Raw genomic sequence first — 16,325 nt, 5'->3', positions numbered from 1 at the left:
GTCCAGCGCCTCAGACTGCTGGATCACCGTACTCGTCACAGGTGTCTCCTTGATCAGGAGTTACACCGTTGTTTGTACAGTCCCACCAAGGGCCACGAACAATCGAGCAGCGGGGGCAGGGCGGCGGGGATCGCCCTAGTACTCCAGTGACACATTGAGATCATGGGTGGGATCTGCGCTGGTAGTGGCATCGGCGGGCGGTGGCTTGGTGGCGGCGTCGCCAGTGTGACCAGTGCAGGATCTCCTCGGTGCGGCGGTGTCGGGTAAGGGTGAGGGCGGCCAGTAGGCGGCGGATCTCGGGCATGGTCAAGGGCAGATGCGCGTGGTCGTCGTCGGGCTGGGAGGCGGCCAGGGCCGCGAGGAAGGCCAGGGCGAGCATCGCCAACGTGATGTGGCGGTGCCAGCCGTCCCAACTGCGGACCTGGTAGTGGTCCAGCCCGACCTGGCCTTTGGCGGCCTGGAAGGACTCCTCCACCGTCCATCGGATGCCGGCGATGCGCACCAGGGCGGCCAGCGGCATCGGGGTGGGTGCGTAGCAGCGGTAGAAAGCCAGTTCCCCGGTGACCGGATTGCGGCGGATCAGCAGCCACCGGTGACCGGGCCGGTGGGTGTCGATGCGGGTCCAGGCCCAGGCGTACCAGCGGTGTCCCTTGGCGCCACGCCCGGCGCTGTAGCGGTGCCAGTGCGCATCTGGGACGTGCGCGGCGATCTGGGCGGCCTTCCAGTCGAGGCCCTCGCACCGGATGCGGGCCGTGCCCGCGATCACCAGCACATACCCCACCTGCCGCGCTTCCAGCAGGGCGCGCAGGCGCGGATCTTGGCCGTAGACCTCATCGCCGGTCACCCAGGGTGCGTCGATCCCGGCGTCCAACGCGGCGGCGATCATCTGCGCGGCCAGGGCGGGTTTGGTGGCGAAGGCGATCTCGTCCGGGACGCCGGCGGAGCGGCAGCGGGACTGGTCGGCCCGCCAGGAGTGCTCGGGCAGGTACAGACGGCGATCGATCAAGGCGCGGCCGCGCGGGGTGGCGTAGGCCAAGAACACGCCGACCTGGCTGTTTTCGATCCGGCCGGCGGTACCGGTGTACTGGCGTTGCACGCCGGCCGATCGGAGGCCCTTTTTGAGGAAGCCGGTCTCATCCACGATCAGGACACCGCCCGCGCCGAGGTGCTCGCTCACGTAGCCGCGGACGTCGTCGCGGACGGCCTCGGCGTCCCAGCGCGCGGTGCGCAGCAGGCGCTGCATGCTCTGCGGGCCGTTCAGCCCGGCGTGTTCGGCCAGGTTCCAGCAGTTCTTCCGCTCGACGCCGGACAACAGGCCCCGGACGTAGGCGTTCGCCGCGCGACGTGGCTCGATGCGGCCGAACCGGTGCGCGATCCGCGCCATCAGCTCATTGAGGGTGACGATCCAGCGGTCGGGGTCTACGCTGTCGGCCACGGCCATCACGCGATCTTCAGATGTCTTCACAAACTCCGAATGATCACGTGGTGGCCGTTCCCATGCCACCTCAACCGCGAAGATCGCGAAGTGTCACTGGAGTACTAGAGGTTTCGTTAACAGCAAACGGCGCGGGCACAACCGGAATCATCTGCGGCCGTCGCGAGAAGGCTGGACGGAAGCGGCGACTTGGTCACATCCCACCAACTTGTGTGGCCGGTCACCGTTCCCCCACCGCCGGCCTCGTTGACCCCGCGACCCGTGCGGAATGCCGCCGCGATATAGCATGGACAGTCAGTTATCGATGACAACTTTGACTAAATGAACACCCGCACACCTCCAGAAGTTTCCCCGATCTCCAACCCATTCAGATGGTGGAGGCCCTCGCAATAACGACTTATCAAGTCAACCATTGAATAGTTCAAGCCAATAAGGAGATCAGGGTCTTCACTGTGCGACACGGAGAGTGTCAGCGTTCGCTCATAACCGTCGATACGGAAGACGACATCCGTGTAGCCATTACGGGAAAAGCAGATGGCCATAAGTTCCCCAGACCATGTCCGACCATAAACAGTCCAGGGGTCGGAACCGTATGCAATCTGCTTCAGGATCCAAGCATGCTTGTGAAGAGCGGAATCCGCTGGCGACGGCATCCCTAGAGTTCCGTCATCTCGCGGCACAGGGCGGGCGGGGAAACCCTCGCCAATGAGCGCATCAGAGAGGGCCTCCCCTCGGGAGGATGAGTAATCGACACTGACATCGACTGTGCTACGGCCAGGCTGTTCTATGGTCAGCGTCGCATACCGTGCATGAAAAGCGATGGACGCGATGCCGATGCCGATATCGGCATTAGCTTTCTGTAGTGCTGCCACCTCAGAAAGTAGCCGAAGGCACTTTACCACATCCGGCGCACCGCCGTCGCGTCTGTCGTCGATCCTCAACCTTACCTCTTACGGCTTATACGGAATTGGTAGAATCGGGTGGACCGGGTTGCCCCCTACCCAGTCCGGACACCAGGTTACCCCCTCACAGTATGCCGTAACTACTCCGAACGTGTCCGCATACTTCCACGGCTCTGTGTTGAAGTCAACGATCGTCCTTGTGTTCATAGTGCGAACGGTTCTACATCTCTTCCACCGCAGAATACCCGAGCAATGATTATCGTATGCTGTGGCGAGATAGTGAAATCTGGACACAAGGATTGAATCCGGTTGCTGGATTCCTCGTATCGGGCTCTTGGTCATGTAGTAGGCTGCCGTGACGGTGAGGTTGTGCTTCTGCGTGATCTTTATATGCCCGAAGCCTCTGTCCAGGATCGGATCAAACCATCCTTTTCGGTAGTTTATTTTCTTTCCGCCCTTGTCTCGCCAAAACGCGAGAAGGTCGAACGAGCCCGCGGGTTCCGCCGCTAGCTGCGATGTGTTCACCTGCTCGTGATTGACTGCATTGCCCGTGCTTCTCTGAGTTGCCCTGCCAGAGTGATCCCTCTTGACTTTGTCCCGAAGTTCCGTGAGGAGCCGAGGAGCCTTACCGTCAGACCTTCTCGCTGCAGCCTGGCGCGCAGCTGCCGCACCTACTACAGGGGCCATTCGCAGGTCATCTAGGTATACTGTATGCAGAGACTCATCCGTAAAGTCCGCCTCTGTCCACAGAACGGCGTTCGCCGTTCCCGCCGGCGCAGTTACTACGACGCTCTGCAGCGGTTGCCATCGACCCGATGTAAGCTCGCCGAAGTCAGATGAGGAGTCCAGGAAGTTCCAGTCGGCGTCATACCAATCGACACCGTAGAAACCTGTCGCATCCGCGTCAGGGCGAATCCACCCTGTGATCTCATAAGTACCGGGCGTCACGGAAAGATCTTGCGCCATACCTGTGCAGCATTCCGGTGCTCCAAGCGAGAGCTTCGCTGACGCCGCCCCCTCGTGCGCCTGTTCGGTCGACTGAGTGAGTTCATCGTCCCCCCACCATGGATACCAGGGGGATATCCCCTCTTCGAAGGATGGGTTGGCATTAAGCGTGGATCCCGTCGCTGGCGGGGTAGGTGAGGGTGACGGGGTGGGGCCGTCGTCCGTTGGCTCCCCCGTTTGAGGTTCGTCATAGCGCGGATGCGCCTCGGGATCGCTGGCGATCGGCGACTCGATGCCCGAGTCGTCGGCGAGTACCGGCTCTCGAGTCACCTGTCCCGTGGTTACCAGCTCTGTCAGGTCCTCCTCTGACATGTCGGGGACACTTGAGAGGGAAGAGAAGTCATATTCCGTACCATTCAGCGGAACCGTGGGCGACCCGTCAAACAGCGTGAAGTCGACGGAATCCGGTGCATCTGTCTCAAAGTTGATGAACAGAACCGGCCCAGTTCCGGCGCTCTCCGACGAGCGATACATTCGCCAGTTGGTGGCGTCCGACTCATTTGCTGCCCGCAGTTGGACCCCGTAGTCGGAGGCACCATCTGCCCAGGCCTGAACGATGTTCTCGATGGAGTAGTAGAGCTCCGCCTCGGCGCAGTTGGGATCCCCGGCTGCAGCTTTCTGAGTGATCGCGCCAGATGTCGTCGTTGAAGGCTGATTAGACAGGGTTAATGTGCTTTGCATCCAGTCGCTGGTAACACGTCGGACCTGAATTCCCGAGCCGACAGAGGAGCCGCATGCGTTGGACTTATAGTTCCATAGGCGTAGGTCCGCGTTGAGGATCCTCGCTCCACGAAGAGGTCCCCCGGCATTGAAGCGGATGTACGTCCGTGCGGTCTTGCTGCCGCTGCCGAACTTGCCCGCGTGCAGCCAGGTCGCATCCCCGATAGCATTTGGGTAGTCGCTGCTCACGAACACGTCGTCCTGCAGGCCCGCCCCCACCCAGGACGATGTAGTGAGCGTGACGGGGTACTGAACTGCGGGGTCGGCGAGGAAAGTTTGGTCGGGTTGCAGTACCAGTGCGGTACCGGTGCTGGTTTTCTCGACCTTCCCTGGGACGTCTCCTACGTGTCCCGTATCGGGTGAACGCTCGGCGCCGGCATCAGCCATGCGCAGGGGCCCGGCCGTCGCCAGCGTTTCATCTTTAGCTCCCGTCAGCCGCAGCTTTCCGCCTGCCGAAAGCTTGTACTGCTGCCCCTGGGGGAGGTCTACGGGGATGCGAATCTCCGTAGGCTTCTTCGGGCGTTCACGTAGCACGATCGACTGGGTGAAGCCGGTCGGTGTTGCCTTGAGGACCAGGTCGCCTCCGGTCACAGCATTCCGATAGATGGCCTCATTGCCGCTGATCTGCGGGCGAGAAAGGGCCTTGGGCCATCCAACTGTGCGAAGACCGTGCCCGTCGTCGAACCGGACAACTGGACCCGGTCCGCCGACAGAAAACGAGACGTTGGACTTAGCCGCCTTTGGCTTAAGCTCACCATTATCTTCGACCAGCGTAGTGTCGATGGGGACGAACTGACCGTTCCTGCTGACCCGGATCGGGCCAGCGTGCATTTCTACTCGGAAGGTGCCATCTGGGAGAGCATAGAGGGTGGAGTCTTCACGCCTGGCGGACGTAATCTCCACTTCCGATCCTCGAGCCTTAGCGGCTGCCTTTGCCGTCGATACCTCATCCTTCTGAACAGTTGGCGACGGGCTGGTGACGATAGCGGAATCAGCAGTCCCCTGGCCGACAATGCTAAGAGAGACGATGATGCCGGCGGTTGTCAACCCAGCCAGTACACCGAATTTTTTCCGGATGTACGATGAGCGACCCACGTGCCTCCAATCGCAGCAGGGTTCACCCCCGGTCGTTCCGGGCGGCAGTGACCAAACCAATTGATCTTCACATAGACTTTCCACAAAAGTAAAGAGATATCTTTCTGTGACTATGGTGCCGCGGAGAATAACTTTCCCGATGGCCAGCCATCGGCCGGAAAGGGTTCTATGACTAACCTCGGCGGGGACCACGGCTGGTCGTCACGGCGCTACTGACCTTTAATTCGTGATGTCGCCTCCCGTTCTCATGGTCAGGCCGGTCGGTGGGAGGCATCCGTCGATGAGGTGGGCCCGGTACTGGATCTTCTTCAGGGCGCGCTTGATGACGCGGACGAGCTGGGGCAGGTCGGCGGCGGCGAGGTTGGCCAGGGCGCCGCGTTTGAGCAGGGACCAGATGCCCTCGGTGGGGTTGAGGTCGGGGGCGTAGGCGGGGAGCTGGACGATGGTGAGCCAGTCGGCGTGCTCGGCGGCGAAGGTCTTCATCCCGGGCACTAGGGCGTGTATTTGGTTGTGATCAAGGGGTGGCCTGGGTGAGGTCTCTGATCCAGATCATCGCGGCGCGGAGGTGGAGGCCGGCGAGGTAACTCGCAGGGGTTTTGTCGTAGCGGGTGGCGATGCCTCGCCAGGCCTTCAGCTTGTTGATCAGGCGCTCGACGGTGTTCCGCTCCTTGTACAGGCCGGCGTCGTGACTGACGGGCCGGCCGCCCTTGCTGCCCTTCTTCTTCCGGTTGGCGGCCTGGTCCCTCTTTTCCGGGATGACCGCCTTGATACGACGTCCGCGTAGGTAGGCGCGGTTGCCGCGGGAGGAGTAGGCCTTGTCGCCGGCGACCGCGCCGGGCCGGGTGCGGGGACGGCCGACGGGTACCCGGACGCGTACTTTCTTCAGCACGGGGATGAACTGCGGGCTGTCGGCGGCCTGCCCCGCGGTCACGACGAACGCCAAGGGGCGGCACCTGCGGTCGGCGGCGAGGTGAATCTTGCTGGTCTGCCCACCCCTGGAGCGTCCGAGCAGGGCAGCTTTCAACCGGAGCCTGCGCCGCCGCCGGATGTGCCGCCGTTGTTCTGCTTCGGCGTCGTTTCGGGCGTCCTGCTCCTGTTGTCCTTCCCGGTCGCCCCCTTTTGCCGGGCCCGCTCCTGTTCGGCAGCCTTCTCCAAGGCGGCCAGCACGTCCGGGTCAAGGTGCATCCCGGCGGCGTCGTGGTGCGCCCGAGCGGTGGTGGAGTCCACACTGACCAGGGATAAGTCCACCTCGCCGCGTTTGGCGGCTTCCGCGATCGCCCCTTCAAGCAGGACTTCGAAGACGCCGGCATCCCTCCACTGCCGGAAGCGGTTGTGAACGGTCTGCCAGGCTCCGAACTCCTGCGGGATCTCCCGCCACTGCCCACCCGTCCGGAACCGCCAGATCACCCCCTCGAACTGCTGCCGCAGCCGCTCAGGGTACGGGCCGAACCTGCCGATCGGGAGATATGGCTTGATGAACTCCCATTCCTCATCCGTCAGCTGCGCACACGTCACACACGCCGATCTACCGGATCAAGCCACGATGGACAGGCGAATCCCACAAATTGATCACAACCCGATACGCGCCCTAGGTGCAGGTTGAGGTTGTCCCAGACCAGCACGATCGGGGCGCCGAGCTGGGCGTGGGCATGAAGGATCAGGTCGCGGTAGTCCATCCAGCCGAAGGTCTTGGGCTCGCCTTTGCGGCCGCGGTAGACGTGCAGGCGGTAGATCAGCCGGGAGCGTTCGCCGGGTTTGTAGCAGACCAGGGCGGCGATGTTCACCCGTCCGCTTCCGCGCCCGCGGACGTGTACCACCGGCGTGTGCCCGCGCCGGCCCCACGTTCGTGCGCGAGGCGGCCTCAGCCCTTGACCGGCTTCGTCTTCGAAGCAGATCCAGGCGCCGTCGGCCGCCGCGGATCTTCCACCTGCGGCCAGACCTCCTTCTTCCACACCTCGATCGCGGCCTCGTCCCGCTCGATCGCCCGGCGGGCGGGGCGCTGGCACGACCAGCCGTTACGCCGCAGCAGGTACCACACCCCCTGAACGGTGTAGCCGAGGTGGAACATCCTGCCGATCAGCGTCTTGATCCGCATCAGCGTCCAGCGCTGGTCGGCGAACCCGTGCGCCAGCGGACCGCGTTCCAGCTCGGCCTCCAGCCGGGCGAACTGCGCCGGGCTGAGCCGGGGCAGCGCGTGCGGGCCTGCTGAGGCCAGCGCCGCCGTGCCACCCTCGCGCCAGGCGCGCCGCCACCGCTCCACCGACCGCTGAGTGACCCGCAACGTCCGGGCTACCGCCGCGTTCGTGACCCCCTGCTCGAACATCACGGCTGCGCTCAGCCGTACCTCCTCGCGGCGCCGCTGCTCCTGGGGGGTGAAGCCGCCGCCTTGGGCATACCGCACACCCTGGTCATACAGACCAGATCAGCCCTCGTCAGCTCACCGACAAGACCCATTTAAGTTCCGTATCTGCGGTGCATGAGTATCCTGATGGCGGTGGCTTGACTGGGTAGTAGAGATCACCGCACGAGCAGTGAGGATGCAAGCAGTCGACGGATTCCCAAAGGGGCGATGGATGCCATTTCGCTCGGGAGTTCAAGGGGGCTGACGGAGCGGGCGCCGGGGGCGCGGGCCGGGACCGGCCGGAGAGCCGCACGCCCGGCCCGCTGGCCGCCCGGCGCGCTGCGAGCCGCCGCAGGCGGCTCGCCTTGACCTTGTAGAGAAAGTCCTCGCCGATAGGTGGTCATCTGTCGCTGTCTTCGTGCCTGGCGATCAGTGCTGGCGACGCGAACTACGGCGGCATGACGGCATCGGAGCACGTCAGACGTGAAATCGCGCTGGATGGTGGTCGCCAAGCCCTGGGCCGACATTCCATCGGTGACATGTTGCGCGAAGGGAGGTACTAGGGGCGCAACTACCACGTCAAGGATGTGGAGACGAGCGGCGCCGCCGGGAAGCTGACCCACATCAACTACGCCTTCGGGTTCGTCGGCCCTGAGGGCACCTGCTACTCCGCCGACCCCTGGGCCGACTGGCAGCGCCCCGTGCCCGCCGACCAAAGCGTCGACGGCGTCGCCGACTCCGACGACCAGCCTCTCAAGGGCAACCTCGGCCAGCTCAAGAAGCTCAAGGCCCGCCACCCCGGCCTCAAGGTCCTCATCTCCCTCGGCGGCTGGACCGGCTCCGCCCACTTCTCCGACGCCGTCCTCACCCCCGAATCCCGCGCCAAGCTCGCGGCCTCCTGCGTCGACCTGTGGCTCAAGGGCAACCTCCCCGGCCTGCCCGCAGGCGTCGCCGCCGGCGTCTTCGACGGCATCGACCTCGACTGGGAATGGCCAGGCTCCGCCGGAAACGACGGCAACGTCATCCGCCCCGAAGACAAGCAGAACTTCACCCTGTTCCTGGCCGAACTCCGCCGCCAGATGAAGGCCCACGACCGGCACGACCAACTGACCGCCTTCCTCCCCGCCGCCGCCACCAAAATCGACGCCGGCTTCGAGGTGCGGAAGGTCTTCGACCAGCTCGACTTCGCCACCGTCCAGGGCTACGACCTGCACGGCCCCTGGGAGAACCGCACCGGCCACCAGGCCAACCTCTTCACCGACCGCCGCGACCCCAACGACGTCAAATACAGCGTCGACCAGACCGTACGCGACTACATCGCACGCGGCGCACCCAAAAACAAGATCGTCATCGGCGTCCCCGCGTACGGCCAGGGCTGGACCGGAGTGACCTCCCGCGCCGACGGCCGCTACGCCACCGCCACCGGCCCCGCCCCCGGCACCTGGGCCCCCGGCAGCGACGACTACAAGATCCTCGTCAACAAACCCGGCAAACGCTACCGCGACCTGCTCACCGGCACCCTCTGGCTCTACGACGGCAACGAGTTCTGGTCCTACGACGACCCCGCCGTCATGCTGGAAAAAGCCGCCTACATCCGCCTCAAGGGCCTCGGCGGCTCCATGCTCTGGTCCATCGACCAAGACGACGCCAAAGCCTCCCTCACCACCGCCCTCTACTCCATCCTCCGCTGACACCCGGCCCGGGGGAGGGACTTCGTACGGCTCCCCTGCCTGGGTGTCTTCGAAGGCCCCCGATCTGTTCGGGGGCCCTCACTCGTCTTCGGTGTCTCTCCCGGGCGGGCCGCCGGTCTCGGGGTCGGCGACTGAAGGTGCCCTTGCCGAGCACGGTGTAGACGTCTCCGGCCTTGAGCAGCTCGTTGATGACCCGGCGTGCGGTGCCCTTGGCGATGCCGAACTCCTCGGCCATGCGCGGTTCACCAGGGACGGGGTGCCCCACCTGGTATTCGCCCGTCCGGATACGCCGTCGTATCTCTTCGAGGACGGCTTCCCATTTGAGCTGGTCAGGCCGGAACTCGATCACGGGCTCAAGAGTAGGACAGCAGGCGGACATCCTGGCCGCGCTCGGCGGCCCGCTCCGATCCCAAGGGGTCCGTACGCGGTTGATCAGCCACATCACCCTGCGGATGACCGGCTCCCCGGTGCGGGAGAAAGCGGGCTCCGAGCTGGACGTCTACGGCCTCGGTGTACTGACCACGGAGCGATGGAGCCGGGCGCGATGCGGCGTGGCGCACCATAGGCGCGAACCGAGGATTCCAACGGCCGGGCAGCTCGGAGGCGGGTGATGCCGGAAACGGATGCTCGGCCGTCTTAGTCGTCGCAGTACTTCGTCCGTCCTTGCCGGTCGAACTCGGCCTGCGGGAGCAGCACGTCGGAGACCTTGTCTCTCTCCGGGTCGTAGTCGTTGACGAGCACGGTGCCCGGGTTGCGCCTGAGCTTGCCCGCGTCGCTGATCTGGAACTCGACATGCGCGGTGGAGAAGGTGTTGTCGCGCGTCCAGCCGTACGCCCGATAGGTGACGTCCGGGTCGAATGAGGGGATCCCCTGATCGGCCCTCCAACCGTTCCCGGGGGCGTCGATCCGGAACGACGCCGTCTCCCCCGCCACCCGGGGAGCCCGATAGGAGGCGTCGTCGATGGCGGGATTGGCCGGCCCGCTCGCGTCAGGGTCGTACGTCTCGGGAGTGGAATCCTCCGAGTACGTGCGGTGGTAGACGGTCACGCCATCCGGCTGCCGCCCGCACCAGGCCAGGACGATGACGAGGTTCCCGTCCCGATCGAGGCCGACACCGGTGATCCCGTTGATGGGGACGGTGCAACCGGTCGCTCCGAAGGCGAGCAGTCCGACCACGAGCAGACCCGCGAGCCGTCTCATACGGCCACGGTAGATCGCTACGCCACCGAGGCCGAGGGCCGCGGGTGTTTCGTGATCAGGTTGCGACGACGCCGCTGCGATCTCCGAGCACGCGCTCGGCGATCCGGTCCCACTTGTCGCTGTGGCCGGGGAGATCGAGGATCCGCAGCATCAGGTCGCGGTCGCCGTGGTAGGCCCGGAACGACTCGGCGATCGTCACGCCGTTCGAAGGCCGGTAGAGCACCTCGATCTCGTCGCCGGCGCCGAGCTCGCCCTGCTCGACCACCCGGAAGTACGCCCCGGTGCGGTTCGCGTCGGTGAAGCGCTTCACCCAGCCGCGCTCGTCCAGCCAGTTGCGGAACACCACGCAGGGGATGCGGGGGGCGGTGACCTCCAGGACGGCCGTGCCGACCCGCCACCGCTCCCCGAGGACCGCGCCGGTCACGTCGGCCCCGGACGTCGTGAGGTTCTCCCCGAACTGGCCGTCACGCAGATCGCGGCCCATGATGGGCTCCCACCAGTCGTAGTCCTCCCGCGCGTACGCGTACACCGCCTGGTCCGGATGGCCGTGGTTGGCGACGTCGGCGCGCTCGTCGCCCGCGAGACCGTTCTCGCGGACGGCGATCCGGCCCTCGATCTTCCGCTTGTCGATCGCGGTGCGCCGCAGGTTGCCGGCCCAGTCGGCGTCCACGGCCCGGCCCACGTTCACAGAGAGGATGCGCATGACCAAACGTTAACCGATGGTCATGTTTCTCCGCGATCGCAATTAAGTTCTGGTCAACAGAGGGACGGCTACTTCTTGTTCTTGTCCGGGGCCTCGGACGAGAGGGCGGCGACGAAGGCCTCCTGCGGGACCTCCACCCGGCCGACCATCTTCATCCGCTTCTTGCCTTCCTTCTGCTTCTCCAGCAGCTTGCGCTTACGGCTGATGTCACCGCCGTAGCACTTGGCGAGGACGTCCTTGCGCATGGCCCGGATGTTCTCCCGGGCGATGACGCGCGCGCCGATCGCGGCCTGGATGGGCACCTCGAACTGCTGCCGCGGGATGAGCTCCTTGAGCTTCTTGGCCATCTCCACGCCGTAGGCGTACGCCTTCTCGCGGTGGACGATCGCGCTGAACGCGTCCACGGTCTCGCCCTGCAGCAGGATGTCCACCTTGACCAGGTCGGCCTCCTGCTCTCCGGACGGCTCGTAGTCGAGCGAGGCGTACCCGCGGGTCTTCGACTTGAGCTGGTCGAAGAAGTCGAAGATGATCTCGCCGAGCGGGAGCGTGTAGCGGATCTCGACCCGGTCCTCCGACAGGTAGTCCATGCCCTGGAGCTGCCCGCGGCGGCCCTGGCACAGTTCCATGATCGCGCCGATGAACTCGGCCGGCGCGAGCACCGTGGCCTTCACCACCGGCTCGAAGATCTGGCCGATCTTCCCGGCCGGGAACTCCGACGGGTTGGTGACGACGTGCTCCTTGCCGTCCTCCATGATCACCCGGTAGATGACGTTGGGCGAGGTCGAGATCAGCGAGAGGTTGAACTCGCGCTCCAGCCGCTCCCGGACGATCTCCATGTGCAGCAGGCCGAGGAAGCCGCAGCGGAAGCCGAAGCCGAGCGCCGCCGAGGTCTCCGGCTCGTACACGAGCGCGGCGTCGTTCAGCCGCAGCTTGTCGAGGGCCTCGCGCAGCTCGGGGTAGTCGTCGCCGTCGATCGGATAGAGCCCGGAGTAGACCATCGGCTTGGGGTGCTCGTAACCGCCCAGGGCCTCGGCGGCGGGCTTGGCCGCGTTGGTGACCGTGTCACCGACGCGGGACTGGCGCACGTCCTTCACACCGGTGATCAGGTAGCCCACCTCGCCGACGCCGAGCCCCCGGTCGGACGGCATGGGCTCGGGCGAGATGACGCCGATCTCCAGCAGCTCGTGCTGCGCGCCGGTGGACATCATCAGCACGCGCTCGCGCTTGGAGAGGTGGCCGTCGACCACCCTGACGTACGTCACGACGCCCCGATAGGTGTCGTACACCGAGTCGAAGATCAGCGCCCGGGCCGGGACGTCGGGCTGCCCCACAGGCGCCGGGACGTGCTCCACGACGTGGTCGAGCAGCTCCTTGACCCCCTCGCCGGTCTTGCCGGACACCCGCAGCACGTCGGAGGGGTCGCAGCCGATGAGGCCCGCGATCTCCTCGGCGTACTTGTCCGGCTGCGCGGCGGGCAGGTCGATCTTGTTGAGCACCGGGATGATGTGGAGGTCGGCGTTCATGGCCAGGTAGAGGTTGGCCAGCGTCTGGGCCTCGATGCCCTGCGCCGCGTCGACCAGCAGGATCGCGCCCTCGCACGCCTCCAGCGACCGGGATACCTCATAGGTGAAGTCCACGTGGCCGGGAGTGTCGATCATGTTGAGGACGTGGCCGTTCCACGGGAGCCGCACGGCCTGCGACTTGATGGTGATGCCCCGCTCCCGCTCGATGTCCATGCGGTCGAGGTATTGCGCGCGCATCGACCTGTCGTCCACCACACCGGTGAGCTGCAGCATCCGGTCGGCGAGTGTCGACTTGCCATGGTCGATATGCGCGATGATGCAGAAGTTGCGGATCAACGCGGGGTCGGTCTGGCCAGGCTGAGTGCGCACCGAGGTCCGTTTCGACAAGATGATTGACTGCTGATCGGGCGGGCCGTCCGCCTCGCCTCGCGCTCGGCGGGCCCTCCCGAGGCTGGCGGACCAGCCACCCTCCATGGTGGCATGTCCGGGTGCTTGCCTTGACCACCAGACGTGTTCTGCGATTAGCCGCCATCGTCGTCGTGGCCGTGCCGCTCACGCTCGGCCTGGCCGGCGCCGCCGCGCTGCGCCTGCAGTACGCCGGCACGCCGGCCGGATGGGCCAGGACCACCGGGCACGACGCCCTGTGGATGGGCCACGCGTGGGTGGACGGCCGCCGCACCGAGGCCGACGTGCGGGCCCTCGCCGTACGGCTGCGCGCGAGCGGGATCAAAGACGTGTACGTCCACAGCGGGCCGTTCAAGTACGACGGGACTCTGCCGCCCGACCGCTACACCAACGCCAGAAATTTCCTGAAATGGTGGCGGAAGAACGTGCCGGACGTGCGGGTGTCCGCCTGGCTCGGCCAGACGGTCAACGACAACGGCAAGCTCCACCTGAGCCTGGCCGACCCGGCGACGCGAGCCCGCGTCGTGGCGGGGGCCCGCGACCTGGCCACCCTCGGGTTCGACGGAATCCATTACGACTTCGAACCGGTCTCCGACGGGGACGGGTCGTTCCTCAGCGTCCTGCGCGAGACCCGGCAGGCCATCGGCACCCGGCTGCTGTCGGTCGCCACGCAGCAGATCGAGCCGCTGACCGGCCTGCGCGCCCCCACCGCCCTGGCGATCGGCCACGACAAATACTGGACGCCGGACTACTTCCGCCAGGTCGTCGGCCTCACCGACCAGGTCGCGATCATGACGTACGACTCATGGACGCCGCTCAACTCCCTCTACGGCGGCTACGTCGCGCGGCAGACCTCGCTCGCCCTCGGCCTGGTGCCGGAGGACAAGACCCTTCTCATCGGGGCTCCGGCGTACCACGACCACGGTGTCTGGTACGGCGACTCGGCCGAGAGCGTCGAGACCGCGGCCGAGGGCGCGCGGCTCGCGCTCAGCGAGCACGGCCCGCGCACCGAGTTCGGCCTGGCCCTGTACGTCGACTTCGCGGCCACGGAGGAGGACTGGACGGAGTACGAGCGGTTCTGGGTGCGCGGCGGCGCCCGAGGGAGCGTGGACTCCTAGGGCAGGCCAGCCTGAGGGATCGCGAACTCGTAGAGCGGCCCGCCCGAGGGAGCGTGGACTCGTAGAGCGGCCCGCCCGAGGGAGCGTGGACTCGTAGAGCGGCCCGCCCGAGGGAGCGTGGACTCGTAGACCGGCCGGCGCGGACTCATAAGGTGGGCGGCCTGATGTGCGGACCGCGGCGGCCCAGCCGCGATAGCATGAGCGGGGCGGCCCTGTCGTCGTTGATTTGAGCGGCGACCCGGGCTGTTGGTATCCTGTCCAACTGCGTGTGGCGCGCCCTCTCACCAGCCCGCGCGCCCCATCCGACCAAGACTTAACACTGAGGCTTTCTTCGTGGCGAACATCAAGTCCCAGATCAAGCGCAACCGGCAGAACGAGAAGCGCCGGCTGCGTAACAAGGCCGTCAAGTCGTCCCTGAAGACCGCGGTCCGCAAGTTCCGCGAGGCTGCCGACCAGGGCAACGTCGACGAGGCCCTCGTCGCGCTCAAGGCCGCGTCCCGTCAGCTCGACAAGGCCGTCAGCAAGGGCGTCATTCACAAGAACCAGGCCGCCAACCGGAAGTCGGCGATCGCCAAGCGCGCCGCCGCTCTGCAGGCCGCCAAGTAGGTCGTACCGACGCGCACGCCGCATCCCCCTCGTGGGGGTGCGGCGTTTTCGCGTACCCCCGCCGGCGTGGCGCGCCCTTGTCGCATGCCCGACGGCGTTCGTATGCCCGACGGCGACTTGGTACGACGTGGGCACCTGCCGGTGTCAGGCCGGCGAAGGCTGCCGGGCCGATAAGGGCCGCCGGCATCAGGCTGGCGAAAGCTGCCGGGCCGATAAGGGTTGCCCGCGTCAGGCCGACAGGAGGCTGCCGGGCCGATGAGGGCCGCCGGCGTCAGGACCCGTAAGGGCTGCCGGGGCGGAAGGCGGGCGACGGCCGCGGATGTCAGGCGGGCATGGGCCGCGCCGCCTTCTCCGTCGTACGCCGCCGGACCTCGGGCAGGGCGAGCACGGCCAGGTTGACCACGGCCACCAGCACCGCCGCCGTGAGCAGTGGTGCCGCGGCGCCGGCCCAGGCGGCGACCGGCGCGGCCGCGGCGAGCCCGAGTGGCCGTGCCGCGAAGGAGATCAGCGCGTCGAGCGAGTCCACCCGGCCGAGGGCCTGCGGCTCCACACGCTGCTGCACCACCGTCTCCCACAGCGGCGTCAGCATCCCCACGCCCAGCATGGCGATCACGTACGCGGCGGTCACGACCACCGCCGGGGCGGGCAACTCCGCGGGGAACGCGAAGGCGGCGAGCGGGCATGCGTAGACCGCCGCGCCGACCGCCGCCACGGCGAGGGGGCGCCGGATCCGCAGCCTGGGGGCCGCGAAGACGCCGAGCACCGTCGCCACCGTTCCCGCCTGCGCGACGACCACCCACACCGACTCCCCGCCCAGGCTGCGTACGGCGATGACCGGACCGAGGGTCAGCAGGATGCCCGCCCCGAGGTGCCAGACGCCGTGCCCGGCCACGCTGATCAGGAACCAGCGGTGCCGCCGCGCCTCGCGCCACCCTTCCCGAAGGTCGTGGAGGAGGTGATCGCGTTCGGACGCCGGCCGCGAAGCCGTGACCAGGCCGCCCAGCGTGATCGCGGATCCGGCGAACAGCATCCCGGTCAGCAGGAAGGACCATCCCGGCCCGAGCCACAGCGTCAGGCCTCCGGCGAGCGCGGGACCGGCGATCTGTGCGACGCCGCTTGCCACTCCCATGTGGGCGTTCACCCGGAGCCGGCGCTCCGCCGGCACCACTCCGATGACCAGCGGTGACACCGCCGGGACGCCGAAGGCCACCGCGGCTCCGGTGAGCGCCGCGAGTCCCGCCATCAGCGCGATAGAGGGATGCCCGAGGAGAAGCAGCGCCCCCAGTGTCATCTGGGCGGCGCAGCGGACCATGTCGGCCACGAGGATCACCCGCCTCGGCGGGAAGCGGTCGGCGAACACTCCGCCGACCGGGAGCAGCAGGAGCATGGGCAGCATCTCGGCGGCGAGGACGACCCCGAGGTCGAGGGCGGAGCCGGTCACCCTGATGACGGCGAGGGTGAGCCCGGTGGGGATGAGGGCGGTGGCGAGCGCCGCGACCGTCCGCCCGGCGACCAGACGTGCAATCATGCGAGGCAAGGTATTTCGCCAGCGAATTTTTCGTCAACGTATTTTTATCTGGC

Annotated in this window: 14 protein-coding genes and 1 pseudogene; 3 read left to right on the top strand and 12 right to left on the bottom strand. The window is 66.5% G+C overall.

Translation table 11 applies throughout. The features are described from left to right. Positions 1-160: 160 nt before the first annotated feature. The 7 genes and pseudogenes from OHB01_RS22065 to OHB01_RS22035 all read right to left on the bottom strand — a co-directional run bounded on the left by OHB01_RS22065 (position 161) and on the right by OHB01_RS22035 (position 7,558). Positions 161-1,441: an IS701 family transposase gene (locus tag OHB01_RS22065; protein ID WP_419197547.1), complete on the bottom strand. Its 1,281-nt coding sequence runs from the start codon at positions 1,439-1,441 to the stop codon at positions 161-163. A 311-nt stretch (positions 1,442-1,752) separates the two neighbouring features. Continuing rightward, positions 1,753-2,376, bottom strand: coding sequence for a hypothetical protein (locus OHB01_RS22060; RefSeq protein WP_142652732.1), 624 nt, complete (start codon positions 2,374-2,376; stop codon positions 1,753-1,755). A gap of 9 nt (positions 2,377-2,385) precedes the next feature. Continuing rightward, positions 2,386-5,109, bottom strand: coding sequence for a DNRLRE domain-containing protein (locus OHB01_RS22055; protein WP_328709538.1), 2,724 nt, complete (start codon positions 5,107-5,109; stop codon positions 2,386-2,388). A gap of 267 nt (positions 5,110-5,376) precedes the next feature. Beyond that, entirely contained in the window at positions 5,377-5,661 is a 285-nt protein-coding gene (locus OHB01_RS22050; RefSeq protein WP_328855859.1) for a transposase, read from the bottom strand. Positions 5,662-5,671: 10 nt separating this feature from the next. After that, a pseudogene (locus OHB01_RS22045) lies at positions 5,672-6,672 on the bottom strand (IS5 family transposase). After that, the gene (locus tag OHB01_RS22040; protein ID WP_328853914.1) at positions 6,669-6,941 is read right to left on the bottom strand and encodes a hypothetical protein; all 273 of its coding nucleotides are present in this window, start codon (positions 6,939-6,941) and stop codon (positions 6,669-6,671) included. Before OHB01_RS22040 ends, OHB01_RS22045 begins: the two are co-directional and overlap by 4 nt. Before the next feature lie 77 nt (positions 6,942-7,018). Then, positions 7,019-7,558 (bottom strand): winged helix-turn-helix domain-containing protein, encoded by a 540-nt coding sequence (locus OHB01_RS22035; protein ID WP_147945462.1) that lies wholly within the window; start codon positions 7,556-7,558, stop codon positions 7,019-7,021. Positions 7,559-8,085: 527 nt separating this feature from the next. Here OHB01_RS22035 and OHB01_RS22030 point away from each other — a divergent pair. After that, the gene (locus OHB01_RS22030) at positions 8,086-9,189 is read left to right on the top strand and encodes a glycoside hydrolase family 18 protein (protein ID WP_221889988.1); all 1,104 of its coding nucleotides are present in this window, start codon (positions 8,086-8,088) and stop codon (positions 9,187-9,189) included. On the opposite strand, the gene OHB01_RS39940 is transcribed toward OHB01_RS22030, so the two are convergent. The 4 genes from OHB01_RS39940 to lepA all read right to left on the bottom strand — a co-directional run bounded on the left by OHB01_RS39940 (position 9,158) and on the right by lepA (position 12,984). Then, entirely contained in the window at positions 9,158-9,568 is a 411-nt protein-coding gene (locus OHB01_RS39940; protein WP_142650593.1) for a GntR family transcriptional regulator, read from the bottom strand. The genes OHB01_RS22030 and OHB01_RS39940 overlap by 32 nt on opposite strands. A 257-nt stretch (positions 9,569-9,825) precedes the next feature. Further along, complete coding sequence (locus OHB01_RS22025) at positions 9,826-10,389, bottom strand: hypothetical protein (RefSeq protein WP_142650586.1); 564 nt, start codon at positions 10,387-10,389, stop codon at positions 9,826-9,828. 55 nt (positions 10,390-10,444) lie between these two features. Further along, positions 10,445-11,092 (bottom strand): MOSC domain-containing protein, encoded by a 648-nt coding sequence (locus OHB01_RS22020; protein ID WP_142650585.1) that lies wholly within the window; start codon positions 11,090-11,092, stop codon positions 10,445-10,447. Between the two features lie 68 nt (positions 11,093-11,160). Next, entirely contained in the window at positions 11,161-12,984 is a 1,824-nt protein-coding gene (gene lepA, locus OHB01_RS22015) for a translation elongation factor 4 (RefSeq protein ID WP_261985804.1), read from the bottom strand. A gap of 119 nt (positions 12,985-13,103) precedes the next feature. Here lepA and OHB01_RS22010 point away from each other — a divergent pair, with 119 nt between their 5' ends. Further along, positions 13,104-14,138, top strand: a complete 1,035-nt coding sequence (locus OHB01_RS22010; protein ID WP_328709535.1) for a hypothetical protein — start codon at positions 13,104-13,106, stop codon at positions 14,136-14,138. 333 nt (positions 14,139-14,471) lie between these two features. Further along, on the top strand, positions 14,472-14,744 hold the full coding sequence (rpsT, locus tag OHB01_RS22005; protein ID WP_142650582.1) for a 30S ribosomal protein S20: 273 nt from the start codon (positions 14,472-14,474) through the stop codon (positions 14,742-14,744). A gap of 322 nt (positions 14,745-15,066) precedes the next feature. On the opposite strand, the gene OHB01_RS22000 is transcribed toward rpsT, so the two are convergent. Further along, positions 15,067-16,272, bottom strand: coding sequence for an MFS transporter (locus tag OHB01_RS22000; RefSeq protein ID WP_147943526.1), 1,206 nt, complete (start codon positions 16,270-16,272; stop codon positions 15,067-15,069). Between the last annotated feature and the right edge of the window lie 53 nt (positions 16,273-16,325).

Origin of the sequence: Microbispora hainanensis (assembly GCF_036186745.1) — a bacterium.
GTDB lineage: Bacteria > Actinomycetota > Actinomycetes > Streptosporangiales > Streptosporangiaceae > Microbispora.
Note: the sequence above shows the minus strand (reverse complement) of the source record. Positions and strands in the feature narration are given on the sequence as shown.

Bases quoted from the DNA above. Each gene is read 5' to 3' on its own strand.
- OHB01_RS22065 (WP_419197547.1), bottom strand. From the start codon at position 1,441: ATGGCCGTGGCCGACAGCGTAGACCCCGACCGCTGGATCGTCACCCTC.
- OHB01_RS39940 (WP_142650593.1), bottom strand. From the start codon at position 9,568: ATGTCCGCCTGCTGTCCTACTCTTGAGCCCGTGATCGAGTTCCGGCCT.
- OHB01_RS22025 (WP_142650586.1), bottom strand. From the start codon at position 10,389: ATGAGACGGCTCGCGGGTCTGCTCGTGGTCGGACTGCTCGCCTTCGGA.
- OHB01_RS22020 (WP_142650585.1), bottom strand. From the start codon at position 11,092: ATGCGCATCCTCTCTGTGAACGTGGGCCGGGCCGTGGACGCCGACTGG.
- OHB01_RS22000 (WP_147943526.1), bottom strand. From the start codon at position 16,272: ATGATTGCACGTCTGGTCGCCGGGCGGACGGTCGCGGCGCTCGCCACC.